This is a genomic window from Amycolatopsis sp. NPDC034160, assembly GCF_055575355.1.
On the sequence record NZ_JBVISU010000027.1, the window covers coordinates 64,163 to 81,337 of the forward strand.

13 protein-coding genes are annotated in these 17,175 nt (G+C 69.0%); 9 read left to right on the top strand and 4 right to left on the bottom strand.

Going from position 1 to position 17,175, the window contains the following annotated elements; translation table 11 throughout:
- Positions 1 to 26 precede the first annotated feature (26 nt).
- The 3 genes from ACZ54P_RS35455 to ACZ54P_RS35465 all read left to right on the top strand — a co-directional run bounded on the left by ACZ54P_RS35455 (position 27) and on the right by ACZ54P_RS35465 (position 3,869).
- Positions 27 to 1,433: a replication-associated recombination protein A gene (locus ACZ54P_RS35455; RefSeq protein WP_465465978.1), complete on the top strand. Its 1,407-nt coding sequence runs from the start codon at positions 27 to 29 to the stop codon at positions 1,431 to 1,433.
- Between the two features lie 169 nt (positions 1,434 to 1,602).
- The gene (locus ACZ54P_RS35460) at positions 1,603 to 3,195 is read left to right on the top strand and encodes a purple acid phosphatase family protein (protein ID WP_465465979.1); all 1,593 of its coding nucleotides are present in this window, start codon (positions 1,603 to 1,605) and stop codon (positions 3,193 to 3,195) included.
- A 95-nt stretch (positions 3,196 to 3,290) separates the two neighbouring features.
- Positions 3,291 to 3,869: a 1,2-dihydroxy-3-keto-5-methylthiopentene dioxygenase gene (locus ACZ54P_RS35465; RefSeq protein WP_465465980.1), complete on the top strand. Its 579-nt coding sequence runs from the start codon at positions 3,291 to 3,293 to the stop codon at positions 3,867 to 3,869.
- 81 nt (positions 3,870 to 3,950) lie between these two features.
- On the opposite strand, the gene ACZ54P_RS35470 is transcribed toward ACZ54P_RS35465, so the two are convergent.
- The 4 genes from ACZ54P_RS35470 to ACZ54P_RS35485 form a co-directional block, all read right to left on the bottom strand.
- Positions 3,951 to 6,341 (bottom strand): chitinase C-terminal domain-containing protein, encoded by a 2,391-nt coding sequence (locus ACZ54P_RS35470; RefSeq protein ID WP_465465981.1) that lies wholly within the window; start codon positions 6,339 to 6,341, stop codon positions 3,951 to 3,953.
- A 176-nt stretch (positions 6,342 to 6,517) separates the two neighbouring features.
- A complete protein-coding gene (locus ACZ54P_RS35475) occupies positions 6,518 to 7,213 on the bottom strand; it encodes a VOC family protein (protein ID WP_465465982.1) in 696 nt (231 codons plus the stop codon).
- Between the two features lie 521 nt (positions 7,214 to 7,734).
- Positions 7,735 to 9,813, bottom strand: coding sequence for a phosphocholine-specific phospholipase C (locus ACZ54P_RS35480; protein ID WP_465465983.1), 2,079 nt, complete (start codon positions 9,811 to 9,813; stop codon positions 7,735 to 7,737).
- Between the two features lie 202 nt (positions 9,814 to 10,015).
- Positions 10,016 to 10,468, bottom strand: a complete 453-nt coding sequence (locus ACZ54P_RS35485; protein WP_465465984.1) for a hypothetical protein — start codon at positions 10,466 to 10,468, stop codon at positions 10,016 to 10,018.
- Positions 10,469 to 10,565: 97 nt separating this feature from the next.
- Here ACZ54P_RS35485 and ACZ54P_RS35490 point away from each other — a divergent pair, with 97 nt between their 5' ends.
- The 6 genes from ACZ54P_RS35490 to ACZ54P_RS35515 all read left to right on the top strand — a co-directional run bounded on the left by ACZ54P_RS35490 (position 10,566) and on the right by ACZ54P_RS35515 (position 17,169).
- The gene (locus tag ACZ54P_RS35490; protein ID WP_061990036.1) at positions 10,566 to 10,964 is read left to right on the top strand and encodes a DUF948 domain-containing protein; all 399 of its coding nucleotides are present in this window, start codon (positions 10,566 to 10,568) and stop codon (positions 10,962 to 10,964) included.
- Positions 10,961 to 11,272, top strand: coding sequence for a hypothetical protein (locus ACZ54P_RS35495; protein WP_465465985.1), 312 nt, complete (start codon positions 10,961 to 10,963; stop codon positions 11,270 to 11,272). Before ACZ54P_RS35490 ends, ACZ54P_RS35495 begins: the two co-directional genes overlap by 4 nt.
- A gap of 91 nt (positions 11,273 to 11,363) precedes the next feature.
- On the top strand, positions 11,364 to 14,027 hold the full coding sequence (gene alaS / locus ACZ54P_RS35500) for an alanine--tRNA ligase (protein ID WP_465465986.1): 2,664 nt from the start codon (positions 11,364 to 11,366) through the stop codon (positions 14,025 to 14,027).
- A 67-nt stretch (positions 14,028 to 14,094) separates the two neighbouring features.
- On the top strand, positions 14,095 to 14,523 hold the full coding sequence (gene ruvX / locus ACZ54P_RS35505) for a Holliday junction resolvase RuvX (protein WP_465465987.1): 429 nt from the start codon (positions 14,095 to 14,097) through the stop codon (positions 14,521 to 14,523).
- 353 nt (positions 14,524 to 14,876) lie between these two features.
- The gene (mltG, locus tag ACZ54P_RS35510; RefSeq protein WP_465466014.1) at positions 14,877 to 16,325 is read left to right on the top strand and encodes an endolytic transglycosylase MltG; all 1,449 of its coding nucleotides are present in this window, start codon (positions 14,877 to 14,879) and stop codon (positions 16,323 to 16,325) included.
- A complete protein-coding gene (locus ACZ54P_RS35515; RefSeq protein ID WP_465465988.1) occupies positions 16,312 to 17,169 on the top strand; it encodes a shikimate dehydrogenase in 858 nt (285 codons plus the stop codon). The genes mltG and ACZ54P_RS35515 overlap by 14 nt, the downstream gene beginning before the upstream one ends.
- Positions 17,170 to 17,175 lie beyond the last annotated feature (6 nt).

Sequence of the window (17,175 nt, forward strand, 5' to 3'; positions counted from 1 at the left end):
CGGTGGCAACGGCTACCGTCGACACCGTGGCACAGGACGAACTTTTCACCGTGAACCCCGACCTCGGGCCGCCTCCGGAGCAGGCCGAGCCGAGGGAGGTCATGGGGGGTGGGCCCCTCGGAGAGGGGGGCGGGAGAAACGCCGTACCGGCCAGTGCGCCGCTGGCCGTGCGGATGCGGCCGCGGTCGCTCGGTGAGGTCGTCGGCCAGCAGCACCTGCTGCGCGAAGGCGCGCCGCTGCGGCGGCTCGTCGAAGGCGCCGCTCCGGCTTCCGTGTTGCTCTACGGCCCGCCGGGAACCGGCAAGACCACGCTGGCGAACCTCGTGTCGGCGGCGACCGGGCGCCGGTTCGTGGCGATGTCGGCGCTCTCGGCGGGGGTGAAGGAGGTACGCGGGGTCATCGAAGAGGCCCGGCGCCGCCGGAACTACAACGCCGAGAACACCGTCTTGTTCATCGACGAGGTCCACCGGTTCTCCAAGACGCAGCAGGACGCCCTGCTCGGCGCCGTCGAAGACCGGACGGTGCTGCTGGTGGCGGCCACGACGGAGAACCCGTCGTTCTCGGTGGTTTCCCCGCTGCTCTCGCGATCGCTGGTCCTGCAGCTGCGGCCGCTGACCGAGGACGACATCATCGCGCTGATCGAGCGCGCGCTGGTCGACGAACGCGGCCTCGGCGGTGAGCTCACGCTGACCGAAGACGCGCGGGCGCATCTGGTGCGGCTGGCCTCCGGGGACGCGCGGCGCGCACTGACCGCGCTGGAGGCCGCCGCGGACGCGGCGAGCGCGACCGAGGCCAAGACGATCGACCTCGCCATCGTCGAGTCCACAGTGGACAAGGCGGCGGTGCGCTACGACCGCGACGGCGATCAGCACTACGACGTCATCAGCGCGTTCATCAAATCGATCCGCGGGTCCGATGTGGACGCCGCGTTGCACTACCTGGCGCGGATGATCGAAGCGGGGGAGGACCCGAGGTTCCTGGCCCGGCGGCTGGTGGTGCACGCGAGCGAGGACATCGGGATGGCCGATCCGACGGCACTGCAATCGGCCATCGCCGCGGCGCACGCGGTGCAGTTCATCGGGATGCCGGAAGGCCGTCTCGCGCTGGCGCAGGCGACCGTACACCTGGCGACGGCACCGAAGTCGAACGCGGTGATCACCGGGATCGACGCCGCGCTCAGCGACGTCCGGTCCGGGCGGATCGGGACGGTACCGCCGCATCTGCGCGACGGGCACTACGCGGGCGCGGAGAAACTCGGCAACGCGAAGGGCTACCGGCATCCGCAAAAAGTGCCGGAAGGCGTTCTCGCACAACAGTATCCGCCGGACGAACTGGTCGGGCGGGACTACTACGAACCGACACAGCGAGGCGCGGAACGGACCCTGTACGAGCGGGTGCCGAAGCTGCGGCGCACTGTCCGGGGTGAGCGCTGACCTCCCGGCCTCGTGAGTGGTAATGACGGTTAGAACCGTCATTACCACTCACGAGACCGAAACGGTAAAGGGCGCTTGGGGTCCCCTTGAGCGCGCCCTGGGCAACTCGACGGCCGCCGTTCGCTTCACCGTCGCGAGCCGGGCACATCCGTGCGCGAGTATCGCGCGCATGGAAACCCCCAGGGTCGGTGTCCCCGACGCGCTGGCCTCGCGGATGTCGATGGCCGAACAACATGAATACCTGAGCCGCCGCTCGATGCTCAAGGGCGCCGCCGCCGGTGGCGCGCTGCTCGCGACCGGTCCGCTTCTCCTGCAGGGCACCGCGTACGCCGACGGCGACAAGGTCGTCCCGGCGGGGCGGCATCTCGCGTTCGGCCGGAACCCGAGGACGTCGATGCGGATCGCGTGGCAGGTGCCGGCGCCGGTGCGGAAGCCGTTCCTGCGCATCGCCGACCGGCACGGCGGCTGGAGCCACCGGATCCCGGCCGAGGTCCGCGTGCTGCATTCCGAGGTCGCCGGCGTCATCGCGCCCTACGACCAGTACTACCTGCACGCCGAGGCCGATCACCTGTGGCCCGGCCGCACCTATCGGTACGCCGTCGGGCACGAGGGTTTCGACCCGGCTTCGGGGGACGGCGGGCCCGCCGCGATCTCGACCTTCACCACCGCGCCCGCCCGGGGTGTCCCGGCGGACAAGTTCACCTTCACCGCCTTCGGTGACCAGGGCGTGTCGACGACGGCGCTCGCGCAGGACGGCGCCGTCGCGCGCCAGAACCCGCGGTTCCACCTGCTGGCGGGCGACATCGCCTACGCCGACCCGAGCGGCGCGGGCAAACCGCCGGGGTCCGAACCGGACGCGGACCACGACCTGTTCGATCCGCAGGTCTGGGACGCCTACTACCGCCAGATCGAGGGCGTCGCGGCGTCGGTGCCTTGGATGGTCACCACCGGCAATCACGACATGGAGGCCCTCTACTCGCCGGACGGCTACGGCGGCCAGCTCAAGCGCTGGGACTTCCCCGGCGGCGGCCCGCACGACTGCCCAAGCGTGTATTCGTTCATCTACGGCAACGTCGGGGTGATCTCGCTCGACGCCAACGACGTCTCCTACGAGATCCCCGCGAATCTCGGCTACTCGCACGGATCCCAGACCGCATGGCTCAAGCGGCGCCTGCGCTACCTGCGTTCGCAGCCGGACGTCGACTTCGTCGTGGTGTTCTTCCACCACTGCGCCTACTCGACGACTAATCAGCACGCGTCCGAGGGCGGCGTCCGCGAGCAGTGGGTCCCGCTGTTCGACGAGTACCAGGTCGACCTCGTCATCAACGGGCACAACCACATCTACGAACGCACCGACGCGCTTCGCGGCGGCAAGGTGACTCGCGAGGTCAAGATCGGCGACACCGTCGAGCCGGACCGCGACGGCACGGTCTACGCGACCTGCGGCGGAGGCGGGAAGAGTCTCTACAGCTTCCCGGTACCCGACACCTACGCGGGGGAGTTCCAGTCGTACCACTGGGTCAAGGGCGGCGAGAAGGTGACCGAAACGGTGCCCTGGTCACGCGTGCGCTACACCGGCTACTCGTTCCTCGCGATCGACGTCGAGCCCGCCTGGTTCGGCAGGCGGACGACCTTGACCGTACGGACCCTGCGCAACGACGGCGCGGAGATCGACCGGTTCACCCTCCGCCGCACCGCCGGACTCCACCGCTCGCGGTACGCGGCCGCCTCGGCTCTCGGCGCCGATCCAGGTGATGCCTGACGTATAACGGCCTATACTTTTCCGCATGGTGGGAGTCCATGTCATATCGTGGACGCGAGCCTAGGGTTCGGACCCGGCGGAGAAGAGGGAGTGCGATGACCCTGCTGACGGTGTGGCCGGACGACCGGCCCGGTGAGATCGCGCTCAGGACCGAGGACACGGCCGTGATCGTCGCGGAACTCGGTCGCCTCGGCGTCCGGTTCGAGCGGTGGGAGCTCGTCGAGGACCTGCCGCGTGACGTGACCCCGGAGCAGGTGCTGGCCGCCTACGAGGAGCCGATCGCCAAGATCTCGGCGGCCGCGGGGTACACGTTCGTCGACGCCGTCCGCATGACGCCGTCCGACGACCCCGGCTGGGCCGCCGAAGCCGCCGAGGCCCGGCAGAAGGTCCTCGCCGAGCACACCCACGACGATGACGAGGACCGCTTCTTCGCGCGCGGGTCCGCCGTGTTCTATCTGCACGTCGGCGGGCGGGTGTACGCCGTGCTCTGCGAGGCGGGGGACCTGCTGAGCGTGCCCGCCGGCACGACGCACTGGTTCGACATGGGGACGCGGCCCGACTACGTGTCGATCCGGTTCTTCCAGGACGACGGCGGCTGGGCGGGCACCTTCACCGGCGCCACGCCCGCGAAGGACTTCCCGGACTTCGACGCCCTGACCGCCGGCCGCCGCTGACTCGTGCGTGACAACGACCTCGTGAGTGGTAATGACGGTTAGAACCGTCATTACCACTCACGACCGCGCTGTCGGGGTCTGTCAGGCCGGTGCCCAGAGCGCGGGCACGTTCGGCGGTTCCCAGCCGGGCAGGGACCGGTGGCCCTGGCGGCAGACGTAGGACGCGCCGTTGTGGGTCACCTTGGCGCCGGTGGCGTAATCGACGTTCGGTGCCCAAGCACCCGACGGGACCGAGGTGGTCGTCGTCGGGGTGGTGGTGGTCGTTCGTGTCGTCGTGGTCGGACTGGTCGTCGTCGTGGGTGTCGTGGTGGTGGTGCCGGTGGTGGGTGTCGTGGTCGTCGTCGGCGGAGCGCCGCCGCCACGCGGGTGGTCCGACGTGATGGCGTACGTCGTCCCGCCGAAGGTGAAGGTGAAGTTCGACGGCGACGCGATCGGCATGTAGTAGTTCAGCCGGATCTCGACCGTGGCGCCCGGCGCGATGGTCTGCCAGCTCGGCACGGTCACCGCGACATGCTGGAAGTCCCCTTTCAGGCCGCCGACGTTGGGCCCGCTGTGGCCCTTGCTCGTGACGGCGAGGCCGAAGCCGGATTGGTCGGACATGCTGCCGGGCGCGCTCGTGCCGTAATCGAACTCGATCTTCGTGCCACCGGGGATGGTGGTGGTCGAATTGTTGGTCACGCGCATCCGTGGGGTGATCGGGTAGTTCGCGTCGCCCAGTGCGAACCCGGTCAGGTTGACGTTCACGTCGAGCACCGACGACGGAGCCGGGCGCGAGGACTTGCTGTTGCCGTAGGGAGCCGCACCGCGCAGGCCGTCGTTGATCTTCGTGATCAGCGTGTCGCCCATGAAGTACTGACCCTTGGCGTTGTCGAAGGCGTAGTCGCCGGCCAGTTCCCAGATCATGATGCCGCCGATGCCCTTGTCGGCGACGTACTTGGCCTTCGTGGCGAGCGAGGCTTCGTCCTCAGTGGACAGGAACACCTTCTTGTCGTTGTTCCACAGCCATGGCGTCACCATCGTGTTGTCATAGAACCTGTTGTAGGAGCCCGAGATCCGGTCGGTCGGGTCGGTCTTGGGAGTGAGCCCGTACGCCTCCAGGTAGTCCGGGGTGATCTCGTTCTCGAGGTTCTTGGCGTGCCACATGGGGTTCGCGCCCGCCGGTACCTCGCCACCCGCCAGGCCGAGGTCGTGCCAGAGGTTGTCGATGCCGACCGCGCCGTTTCCGCACGGAACTGTCGAGCCGACCTGGGATCCGGTGCCCGGTGGACATTGTTTCTGATCCGGCAGTGGTGCCTTGCCCCACAAGCCGTTCGTCCCGCCGGACACGCCTTGCCAGCCACGGGTGTAGAACCCGACCCCGATGTTGATCCGGCCCGCTTGCATCGCGCCCCGGAAATAGTGATACGCCCAGTCGGTGTTGAGATACCCCTGTCCGTCGTACTGCGGTGTGGTGTACACCTGCCAGTGCGCGAGTTCGGCGTCGTTCCCCGCGTCGTAGAGCGCGGCGTTCGGCCCGGCGAACTGGTTCCACGCGCCGTGCAGGTCGTAGCTCATCATGTTGGCGTAGTCGAGATACCGCGTGACGCCGTAGACCTCCTGGCCGCGCAGCAGCCAGCCGGACGCGGGCACGGCCGCGGTCAGCAGGTAGTGCTTGCCGTCGGCGGCACTGGCCCTGTCGAGCTTCTCGCGCAGCGTGCGCATCAGGTTTTCGTATCCGGCCCACAGGGTCCCGCGGTTGGACTGCGCGATCCAGTAGTCGTCGGGGTTTCCGGCGTAACTCGCCGAGGTCGCGTACTCGTAGTCGATGTCGGCGCCGTTGAATCCGTACGTGCGCAGGAACTGCACGACGGAATCCGCGAAGACGTCGATGCCCGCTTGGGTCTGCGTCATCTTGTAGAACCCGCCCGAGGCGTTGCGTGTGCCGTCCGGGTTCAGGAAGCCGCCGGTCTCGGCCCAGCCGCCGATCGAGATCAGCGTCTTCACGTTCGGGTTCTGCTTCTTGTACTTGTTCAGCAGATTGAAATGTCCCTTGTAGGGCAGCGACGGATCCATCTCCGCGCCGGGGACGCCCGGCCATTCCATGCCGATGGACTCGTTGGCGGGGCTCGGGGCACCGACCGAGACCTTGTTCTGCGCGTCGACGTGGGCGAACGCGTAGTTGAGGTGGGTGACCTTCGACCACGGGATGTTGTTCACCAAATAGGACGGCGAGCCGTTCTTTCCGGTGCGCCAGCTGGTGAAGTAGCCGATCACGCGACGGGAATGCCCGTCTCCCAGCGATTCCCGGCCGGTCGTGTCGTAGACGGTGCAGTAGGGGGTGTCGACGCCGGGCGTCCGGTAGAGCCCGTCGGGACGGCAGTCCTCGTGACCTGCCGCGCTCGACGTGGACGGGGTGATGACGACGATCATGAGTCCGGCCAGCGCGATGAGCGACGCCAGCAGGGGGAGTAGTTTCCTGGTTCTCCTTGGCACGCCGAACCTCCGACAGTGGAAGATGGCCCTCGGTCACAGCAGCTTGAGCCGCTGACCAGGCGCGCGTCAATAGGTGTAGACCAATTTCCATCTGGTGCCGTACGGCCGGACGTACCTGCGCCGCGTCAGGTCCTGCGGTCGAGGGTGGCCATACCCTCGACCGCATCCGATCCGTGTTATGCCGCCGTTTCCCGCACTACGACAGAAAACTCGTTCCCGTCGGGATCCGTCATCTCCACCTGACCGCCCTCGCCGGTGCCGAGCCGGGTCGCGCCGAGCGCGATGAGCCGCCCGACTTCCGAAACGGGGCCTTGCACGACGAAATGGAGCCTGTTCTTCCCGGTTTTCGGCGTGAACGGCGGTCCGCCCCAGGTGATCTTCGGTCCGCCGTGCGGAGACCGGATCGCGGTCTCCTGGTTCTGATCCCAGACCAGCGGCCAGCCGAGCGCCTTGCTCCAGAAGTAGCCGACCTCCTGCGAACCGTCGCTCGCCACCGCGCCGACGAAACCGCATTCGGCGAGGAAATCGTTGCCCGGCTCGATGACGCAGAACTCGTTGCCCTCGGGGTCGGCGAGCACCACGTGCTCTTCCTCGGGAAGCTGGCCGATGTCGATGTGCCTGCCGCCGAGTTCGAGCGCCTTCGCCACCGTCCGCCGCTGATCCTCGAGGGATTCGCTCGTCAGGTCGAAATGCATCGGGTTCTGGCGGGTCTTCGGTTCTTCCGTCGGCAGGAAGCGGAGCCGGAAACCGGTGTCGTCGTTCGGGACCAGGGTGTCATCCTCGTTTTTCCAACCAAGGAGACCCGCCCAGAAGCGCGCCAGACGGTGCGGGTCGTGCGCGGCGAAACAGAGTGCTTGCAAGGTGACGGTCATAAGTGACGCTAGAAACGATGGCGGCCCGCGCGCAACCGATTTAGGTCCGTGAAGGCCTTCAGGACATGCAACGCCGCCGACCTCATGCGTGGTGACGACGGCTCTTTCTGATGGCTAAGGAAATGTGGCGTAGCCGGGTCGCTGTGGTCGTGAGTGGCGATTCGGGTTATTGCGGGTAAGGCAAACGTGGCGTGTTGCGGGCGGGCCTGTTCGCGCGGCGGCCGGATGCCGCAAATGTGGCATTGGGGAAGCTGACCGTCTCCAATGCCACAGTGGAGACATGCCCGCCTCCCGATTCCCCGCTCACGCCGCCAGGGGTGACCAGCTTCCCCCAGCCCTCCGCGGTGCGCGTTTTCGCGAAGGCGACACCTTCGGCACGCCACTGCCCCATGCCGAAGCCTGATGTCCAACCTCTCACAGGCCCCCCGACCACGACACCTTTGCCTTACCCCTCAAGAGAACCCGAATCACCACTCACGACCAACCCAGACCGCGCAGGAAGGAGGCCTGCACGCCGACGATCAGCAGGAGACGCCGGTCCGTCCGTTCTCCACCCGCGCGGTCAGTGTCCGCAGGAATGACGGATCCCCGTCCGCGGTGACCTTCACGTCGTACCAGCCGTGCGAAACCGGCCAGTCCACCGTGACCGAACGTCCGGCGCCGACCCGGACCACCCGCGTGAGCCGCGAGGACGAAAGCCGCAGCGTCAGCGCCGAAGCACCCGAGTTGGACAGCTTGAACTCGACACCCGAACGCCACGTCAGAAACCGCGTCCGCACGTCGACACCCGCCGCCGCGCCCTTGCGGTTCCCGCGCAGTTCCCACCACGATCGGTTCGGTCCCTGGACGACCACGCGGTACTCGTCACCCGCCAGACGCACGACTTCCGGCGCCTCGCCGCGGACGTCGCGATGCGCGGGCTCGGCGAATTCCCCCTGGTACGGGTACAGCGCGAAATGCGCCGAAGAGGAGCCGCTGTTGGCCAGCGAAAGCGCCAGATTCCCCGACTTGTCCACCGAGCCGGACACCGACACCTGGTACGGCAGCGGACGGGACGGCCGGTTGCCGGGCTCGGCCACCGGCAGGCTCTGCTCCGCCGGGGCGGACGGTCGCCATCGGCTGACCGGCGCGGGCACCGGGCCAGGCCGGTTCACCCGCGGCTGACGTCCGGCGCGCGAGAAGTCGAAGGCGCCGGTGAGGTCGCCCGCGACGGTCCGCCGCCACTTGCTGATGTTCGGCTCGGCGATCCCGGTCCAGCGCTCGAGGAACCGCAGCACCGAGGTGTGGTCGTAGACGGTGGAGTCGACGTTGCCGCCGATCGACCACGGCGAGACGACCGTCATCGGCACGCGCGGCCCGAAGCCGAGCGGCTGGCCGTTGAAATGGTCCGCGTCGTTGGCCGCGTTGCCGGGCGGCATCGGCGGCGGGACGTGGTCGAAGTAGCCGTCGTTCTCGTCGAAGTTGATCAGCAGCACCGTCTTGGCCCACGTTTCGCGGTCGGACGCCAGCGCGTCGAGTACGCGGTAGATCAGGTTCGCGCTGCCGACCGGGGTGGACGCGCCGGGGTGCTCCGAGTCCTTCGCGGACGGCACCAGCCAGCTGACCGCGGGCAGCCGCCGCGCCTGGATGTCCGCCTTCAACCGGGTCACCAGTGTCTCCGGTTCGCTGCGGTACATGGCCTTCTTGAACAGGTTCCGCTCGGCGGGCGTCAGCTTCGCGACCCCGGCGTCGAACTGCGCCAGCAGTTTTACGCGCTCCTCGGGGGTCTTCTTCGGCAGCGCGTCGTAGAACTCCTCGGTGGTGCGGAACCTCTCCTCGACCGAAGCGAGGATCTTCGTACCGACCTTCTTGAACGGCAAGAAGTATTCGACCGCGTTATCGGTGAAGTTGTCCCACTCCTGGTAGATCTGCCACGGCACCCCGGCGGCCTCGAGGCGCTCCGGGTAGGTCGTCCAGTCGTAGCCCTGGTGGTCGTAGGAGTACGCCGCGTTCGTCACCGCGCGGTTCGTCGTGCTGCCCGGTTCGAAACCCGTGGTCCCGGTCCAGAGGAAATTCCGGTTCGGGTTGGTCGAGCCGAAGATCGAGCAATGGTAGGCGTCGCAGATGGTGAAGGTGTCCGCGAGCTCGTACTGCAGTGCGATGTCACGGCGTTGGTAGTAAGTCATGGTGGCGGGCGTCTTGGCCGCGATCCAGCCGTTGTTCCAGCCGCGTGCCCACGCCTTGCCGCTGCCGTTCCAGCTGTGGTCGAGGTCGCCGAGGTACTGGATGTCGCCCGCGTTCCGGCCCGCGAGTTCGGCCGCTTCGCGCACCGAGAACGGCAGCACCGTGCCGCCGGCGGGATTCGGCTGCTCGAACACCGATTTCCCCGACGGCAGTTCGAGCGGGTGGGTGTCGGAGAAGCCCCGGACGCCGCGCAGGCTGCCGTAGTAGTGGTCGAACGACCGGTTCTCCTGCATCAGCACGATGACGTGCTCGATCGCGTCGAGCCCGCCGCGCCGCATGGGTTCGGCCATGGCGGCGTGCACGGACGGCGGGAGCAGGGTGGTGGCGGCCGCGGCGCCGGTGGCGCCCAGCAACGTACGGCGTGACAGTTCAGGCATGCCGGAACCTTGACCCAGTAACATGAACGTCACAAGAACCGAACCGGTCGACTCGGAGTCGGTAGCCGGATGGCCATGTTTCCTGAGCGGTACGACGAATACGACGGTGGGGAGACCTCGTGAGCCCGGTGTTCGCCGACCCCAGTGGCCGTCGTCGCGTCTTGGCCCGCCGGATGGCGGTCGGTGTCGGCGGCGCCGCCTGTTACGGCGTTCTTCTCCTCGTCGCGCTCTCCAGCGTGCCGGATCTGCCCACCGCGCTGGTCCCCAGGCCGGTACCCGCGCCGCGGGTGACGTCCCAGCCACCCACACCACCGCCCACGACACCACCGCCCACGACACCGCCGGCCACGACACCGCCGGCCACGGCACCGCCGGCCACGGCACCGCCGGGCGGCCCTCGAACGGCTTCGCCGCCGGAATCGCGGGGAGCTTTCGAGCCGGGTCGCGAAACCTCGCCCTCGAGCCCCAGGCCCGCGCCGGTCCCCGCCATCCGCTCGTCCGGCCCGCCGGACACCCGGGCCCCCGCCGCCTCCTCACCACCGGCCGGTGACCGCCGCAACAGTCGCCCTTCCGAAGACCCGCCCCGGCAGGCGAGGACCACCCCGCCCAAGAGCGAGCGCTGACGACCGGTCTCCCCGATTCGTCGTGAGGTCACTGCGCTGAGTGACGGTCCGGCGGGGTGACACCGCCGAACGGCTGGAGGGGCGGTAACCTCACGGGCACCAAAGACCGCAGACCCTTGAGGAGGGCCCGTGTCGGCAGGGCAGATCGCCGCATTGATCGCCGCAGGAGCATTCGTCGTACTCGTCGTGCTGCTGGCGATCGTGCTGTTCAAGCTCGGCCGGACACTGGACGAGGCCACGATCGCGATCCGCAAGGCGCATGAGAACACCGACCCGCTGCTGATCGGCGCGAACGAGACGATCACGCACGTCAACACGCAGCTGGAGCGGGTCGACGGCATCACCGCGAACGCGCAGGCCGTGTCCGGCAACGTGTCCGCGCTGACGTCGGTGTTCACCGCGACCCTCGGCGGGCCGCTGGTGAAGACGGCCGCGTTGTCGTACGGCCTCAGCAAGGCCATCAAGGCCCGCCGCAAGAAGGCGGAGGCGAAGGCGGCACGCCCGGCCCGGAAGCGGGGCCGCAAGTGAAGCGCCTGTTCTGGCTCGGCGTCGGCGTGGTCGCCGGCGTAGCCCTGTCACGCAAAGCGACCGAAACCGCTCGCCAGGCCACGCCCGCGGGGTTAGCCTCGAACCTGGGCGACGCCGTGCGGGAACTCGCGGGCGCCGTCGGTTCGTTCGGCGCGGAGGTCCGCGCCGGGATGAGCGAACGGGAACAGGAGCTGCACGAGATGGTGTCCGAACGCACCGGTTTGAGCACGGCCGCCGACGGCCCTGCGGGCAGGCACGCGGCGTCGCCGCGGCGCCCGGCCCGTCGAGCTCGCCGGGCGGAGGGCTGATCGGGTCGCGTCCGCGCCCAGCCCCCTCCGCCGCTCCCGACCGCCCTCGCTCACCGCGTCTTCGCGCGCGCCCGCATTCAAGGACGAACCCGTGGAAACACACGAAATCACCCAGCGTTTTCTGCACCATTTCGAGAACAAGGGACATACCCGTGTCCCGAGTGCCCCGCTGATCCTCGACGACCCGAACCTGCTGTTCGTCAACGCGGGCATGGTCCAGTTCAAGCCGTACTTCCTCGGCGAGGTCCCGCCGCCGTACCCGCGCGCGACCAGTGTCCAGAAGTGCGTCCGCACCCCGGACATCGACGAGGTCGGCAAGACCACCCGGCACAACACGTTCTTCCAGATGGCCGGGAACTTCTCCTTCGGCGACTACTTCAAGGAAGGCGCCATCGAGGCGGCCTGGGAGCTGATCACCAAGCCCCAGAGCGACGGCGGCTACGGTCTCGACCCGTCGCGGATCTGGGCGACCGTCTACGAGGACGACGCCGAGGCGGCCGGTCTGTGGAAGAAGCTCACCGGCCTGCCCGGCGAGCGCATCCAGTCGCGCGACGGCAAGGACAACTACTGGGACATGGGCGTGCCCGGTCCCGGCGGCCCCTGCTCGGAGATCTACTACGACCGCGGCCCGGATTACGGCCGCGAGGGTGGCCCGATCGCCGACGAGGACCGCTACATCGAGATCTGGAACCTCGTCTTCATGCAGGACGTGCGGGGCGACAAGAGCCCGAAGCACGGCCACAAGCCGATCGGTGAGCTGCCGAAGAAGAACATCGACACCGGGATGGGCGTCGAGCGCGTGGCGACGATCCTGCAGGGTGTCGAGAACGTCTACGAGACCGACCTCGTCCGCCCGGTGATCGGCCGCGCCGAGGAGTTCTCCGGCCGCCGCTACGGCGCCGACCACACCGACGACGTCCGCTTCCGCGTCATCGCCGACCACGCCCGCACCGGCGTCCTGCTCATCGGCGACGGCGTCACCCCCGGCAACGACGGCCGCGGCTACGTGCTGCGCCGCCTGCTGCGCCGCATCATCCGCTCCGCGCGCCTGCTCGGCGTGCACGAGCCGGTCCTGCCCGCCTTCGCCGCGGTCGTCCGCGACACCATGGGCCCGACCTACCCCGAGCTGCTCTCCGGCTTCGACCGGATCGAGGACGTCGTGCGCGTCGAAGAGGAGGCCTTCCTCGCCACGCTCACCAGCGGTTCGCGCATCTTCGACCTCGCGGCCGAGGAGACCAAGCGCTCCGGTGGCTCGCTGGTGGCGGGCGACAAGGCGTTCCAGCTGCACGACACTTACGGCTTCCCGATCGACCTGACCCTGGAGATGGCGTCCGAACAGGGACTGACCGTCGACGAAGAGGGCTTCCGCACGCTCATGAACGAGCAGCGGCAGCGGGCGAAGGCCGACGCGGCGTCGCGCAAGACCGGCCACGGCGACCTGTCCGAGTACCGCAAGGTGCTCGAACAGCACGGCGAGACCCAGTTCCTCGGCTACACCGACCTGCAGGCCGAGGCGAAGGTCGTCGCGCTGCTCGAAGACGGCGTGCCCGTCCGCAGCGTCGGCACGGGCAAGAAGGCGGAGCTGGTACTGGACCGCACGCCGTTCTACGCCGAGAGCGGTGGCCAGGTCGCCGACACCGGCGTGCTGCTCGGTGAGGGCGTCGAGCTCAAGGTCCACGACGTGCAGAAGATCGTGCCCGGCCTGTTCGTGCACCGCGTCGAGGTGCTCGACGGCGAGGTCGGCATCGGCAGCGCGCTGACCGGTTCGGTCGACCAGCACCGTCGTCTGTCGATCGAACGGTCCCACTCCGCGACGCACCTGGTCCACGCGGCCGTGCGCGGCGCGTACGGCAAGCGCGCGGCGCAGGCCGGTTCGCTCAACTCGCCGGGCCGGATGCGGTTCGACTTCACCACCTCCGGTTCGGTCTCGGCCGACGTGCTGACCGAGGTCGAGGAAGAGGTCAACGACTACCTCCAGACCAACGTCGAGGTGAACACCTTCGTCACCACGAAGGACAAGGCCCTCGAACTGGGCGCGGTCGCGCTGTTCGGCGAGAAGTACGGCAACGACGTCCGCGTCGTCGACATGGGCGAGTACTCGCGCGAGCTGTGCGGTGGCACCCACGTCGACCGCATCGGCCAGCTCGGCCTGGTGAAGCTGGTCGGCGACTCGTCCATCGGCTCCGGCGTGCACCGCGTCGAGGCGCTGGTCGGCTCGGACGCGCTCAAGTACGTCCGCAAGGAACAGCTGCTGGTCTCGCAGCTCGCGAGCACCTTCAAGGTGCCGTCGGACCAGTTGCCTTCGCGGATCGACGACGTGCTCACCCGGCTGAAGAACGCGGAGAAGGAGATCGAGCAGCTGCGCACGCAGCAGGTGCTCGGCTCGGCCGGTTCGCTCGCGGACAAGGCCGAGGACATCGGCGGTATCGCGGTCGTCGCGGAGAAGCTCGGCGAGGGCGTCGACTCGAACGGCCTGCGCGCGCTGGCCTCCGACATCCGCGGCAGGCTCGGCGCCCGCCCCGGCATCGTCGCGCTCTTCGCGCCGCAGGGCGAGAAGATCGCGTTCGTCGTCGCGACCACCAAGGCGGCCCAGGAGAAGGGCGTCGCGGCAGGCAAGCTCGTCCCGTCGTTCGCCGAGGCGATCGGCGGCCGTGGTGGTGGCAAGCCGGACATGGCCCAGGGCGGTGGCACCAACCCCGCCGGGGCCGAGCAGGCCATCGCCTCCCTGCGCGCGGCGGTCGCCCAAGTTGGCTGACGACGCCGTCGGGCCGCGCCTGGATCGGCCCGGAGAGTCCGATCCAGGGCGCGGCAGGCGACTTGGCGTGGATGTCGGATCCGTCCGGGTCGGGATCGCGCTCAGCGATCCCGACCCCATCCTCGCGAGTCCGCTCGTTACCCTCACTCGCGACGCGACTGGCGACAAGGACGTCGACCAGCTCGTCGAACTCGTCACGGAACACGACGTGGTCGAAGTCGTCGTCGGCTTGCCGAGGACGCTCAAAGACCGGCACGGCCCGGCTGCCCAGGCTGCGCTCGAGTACGCCGATAAGGTCGCCGCGAGGATCGCTCCGGTGCCGGTGCGGCTGGCCGACGAGCGGTTGACCACGGTGACGGCATCCAGGATGCTGTCGCAGCGTGGGGTGAAGGGACGTAAGCAGCGTGCCGTCGTCGATCAGGCGGCCGCGGTCGAGATCCTGCAGGCGTGGATCGACGCGGTAGCGGCACATCGCGCACGGAAGGGCGATACATGACCGAGCCCCACGGCCGGCCCGAGCGCCGTCAGGGCGGTAGACGACGGTTGCGGGAGCCTGAGGAGGCCATCCAGCCACCGGCCCCGCCCCGTCGAAGGCCCGAACCCCAGCCACCCGTCCGGACCGGGCACGTGCGCCGCGATGCCCCTGAGGCCCCGCCCGCGCCGCCGCGTGGCCGCCGTGCCGCCGAGGAGCCGCCACCGCGGGTCCGCCGCGCCGCCGCCGAGGAGCCGCCCGCGCCCCGCGTACCGCGTCCGGTCCCGCCGAGGCGGGCCCCGGAACAGGCGGTACCCCCGCCGCCGCCTCCCGCACCGCCCCGGCGGTCCCCCCAGCCGGGTGACCGCGGTCTCGGCCTGCCCGCCCATGCCCAGGAGGAACCGCGTCCCGGCCGCCGCAGGCGCCGCGAGGACGACGGCCCGTACCCGGACGAGCGGCCGACCGACATCCTTCCCGCCGTGCAGGAGACGCCGCTGGCCCGGCGTCCCGGAGCGGCGCCTCCTCCGCCCCAGGGCAGCGAGGAGGAGTACGACGAGATCTTCGGCGATGACGCGTACGACGAGTACGAGGACTACGACGAGTACGACGACTACGAAGACGACCAGAACTTCGAGGACGAAGATCGCGCCGAGCCCGAACGCATCGAGGACGAGCGCCCGGAACGCCAGGGACCGCCGCCCAAGAAGCGCAAGAAGAAGCGCGCGCTGAGCTGGATCGCCGCGCTGGCCGTGCTCATCCTGCTCGCCGGTGGTGCCTACTACGGCTTCACCGCGATCTTCGGCTACGACGACTACGAAGGCGCCGGCGAGAGCGATGTCCTCGTCCAGGTGGAGAAGGGCGACTCGACGTCGGCGATCGGTAACCGGCTCCAAGCGGCCGGAGTGGTCGCCAGCGGCAAGGCGTTCGTGAAGGCGGGCGAGGACAACACCGCCGTCTCGCGGCTGCAGCAGGGTTACTACGTCATGAAGACGAAGATGTCCGGCGCCAGCGCGGTCGAGAAGATGATCGCGCCCGGTACGAAGGTCGGCCAGGTCGAAATCCGGCCCTACACCCAGTTCCACGACATCACCCAGCCGGACGGCAAGCTGACGCCGGGGGTGTACTCGTTGCTGTCCAAGGCTTCCTGCGCCGATTTGAACGGCAAGAGCACCTGCATCCCGGTCGAAGAACTGCGCAAGACGATCGAGACCGCGGATCTGGCGCAGCTGGGCGTCCCGCCCTGGGCCGTCGAGGCCGCCACGAAGGCCGAGCACAAGGACCGGCGGCTCGAAGGGCTGATCGCCCCGGGCATCTTCAACGTCAAACCCGGTTGGACGGCCGAGGAACTGCTCACCGACGTCGTGAAGACCTCGACGGAGCGCATCCTCAACGCCGGGCTGAGCGAGCAGTCCAAGGGCGAAGGCCTGACGCCGTACGAGACGCTCATCGTCGCGTCGATCATCGAACGAGAGGCGGTGAAGGCCGACTTCGGGAAGATCTCGCGGGTCGTCTACAACCGGCTCGACAAGAAGATGCGGCTCGAGATGGACTCGACGGTCAACTACGTCCTCGACCGGCCGACCCTGCTCACGAAACCCGAGGAACGGGAAAAAGCGGGCGCGTACAACACCTACAAGTCCGTCGGCCTGCCCCCGACGCCGATCGCGGTACCCAGCGCGGAAGCGATCCAGGCCGCGCTCAAACCGGTCGCGGGAGACTGGATCTTCTTCGTCAAGTGCGAGAAGAACGGGCTCTCCTGCTTCGCGGTGACGAACGACGAGCACAACAAGAACAAGCTGGACGCACAGAGGCGTGGTGTCTACTAACCGCAAAGCCGCGATCCTGGGCAAGCCGGTCGAGCACTCGCTCTCGCCCGTGCTGCACGGCGCCGCCTTCCGGGCGCTGGGGCTCGAGGGCTGGACATACGAACGCGTCGAAATGGACGCTCCCGGGCTGCGCGCCTTCGTCGACGGTCTCGGTCCGGAGTGGACCGGCCTCTCGGTGACCATGCCGGGGAAACGGGCCGCACTGGAGTTCGCCGACGAGGTGACGCCGCGCGCGGCGGCGGTCGGCGCGGCGAACACCCTGGTACGCCGGGAAACCGGCTGGCTGGCCGACTGCACCGACGTCGACGGGGTCACCGAGGCGTTGCGAATCGCCGGTGGCTACTCGCCGGGCCCGGACGACGAGGCCGTCGTCCTCGGCGCGGGCGGCACGGCCGCGGCGGCCGTCGTCGGCCTGGCGGCGCTCGGCGTGCGGACCGTCCGGCTCGTCGTGCGTGATCCCGCGCGGGCGACGGAAACGGTCGACGCGGCGAAGCGGGCCGGTCTGGACGTCGAGGTCCTTCGCTGGGCCGACGCCGACTTCGGGAAGATCGCGGCGTCCTCGGCGGTACTGGTGAGCACCGTGCCCCCGGACGCCGTCCGGCCGCGGCTGGCGGAGCTGACCGGGATCGACTGCGTCCTCGACGTCATCTACCACCCCTGGCCGACAGCGCTCGCCGATGCGGTCGCCGACCGGGGCGGCCGGCTGGCCACCGGACTGGACATGTTGCTGCATCAGGCTTTCGGGCAAGTCGAGTACTTCACCGGGCAGCCCGCGCCCCGCGAGGCGATGCGGGACGCGTTGCGCGAGGCGACCGGCGGGATCCTTCCCCTGCCGATTCGTTGACAGGTC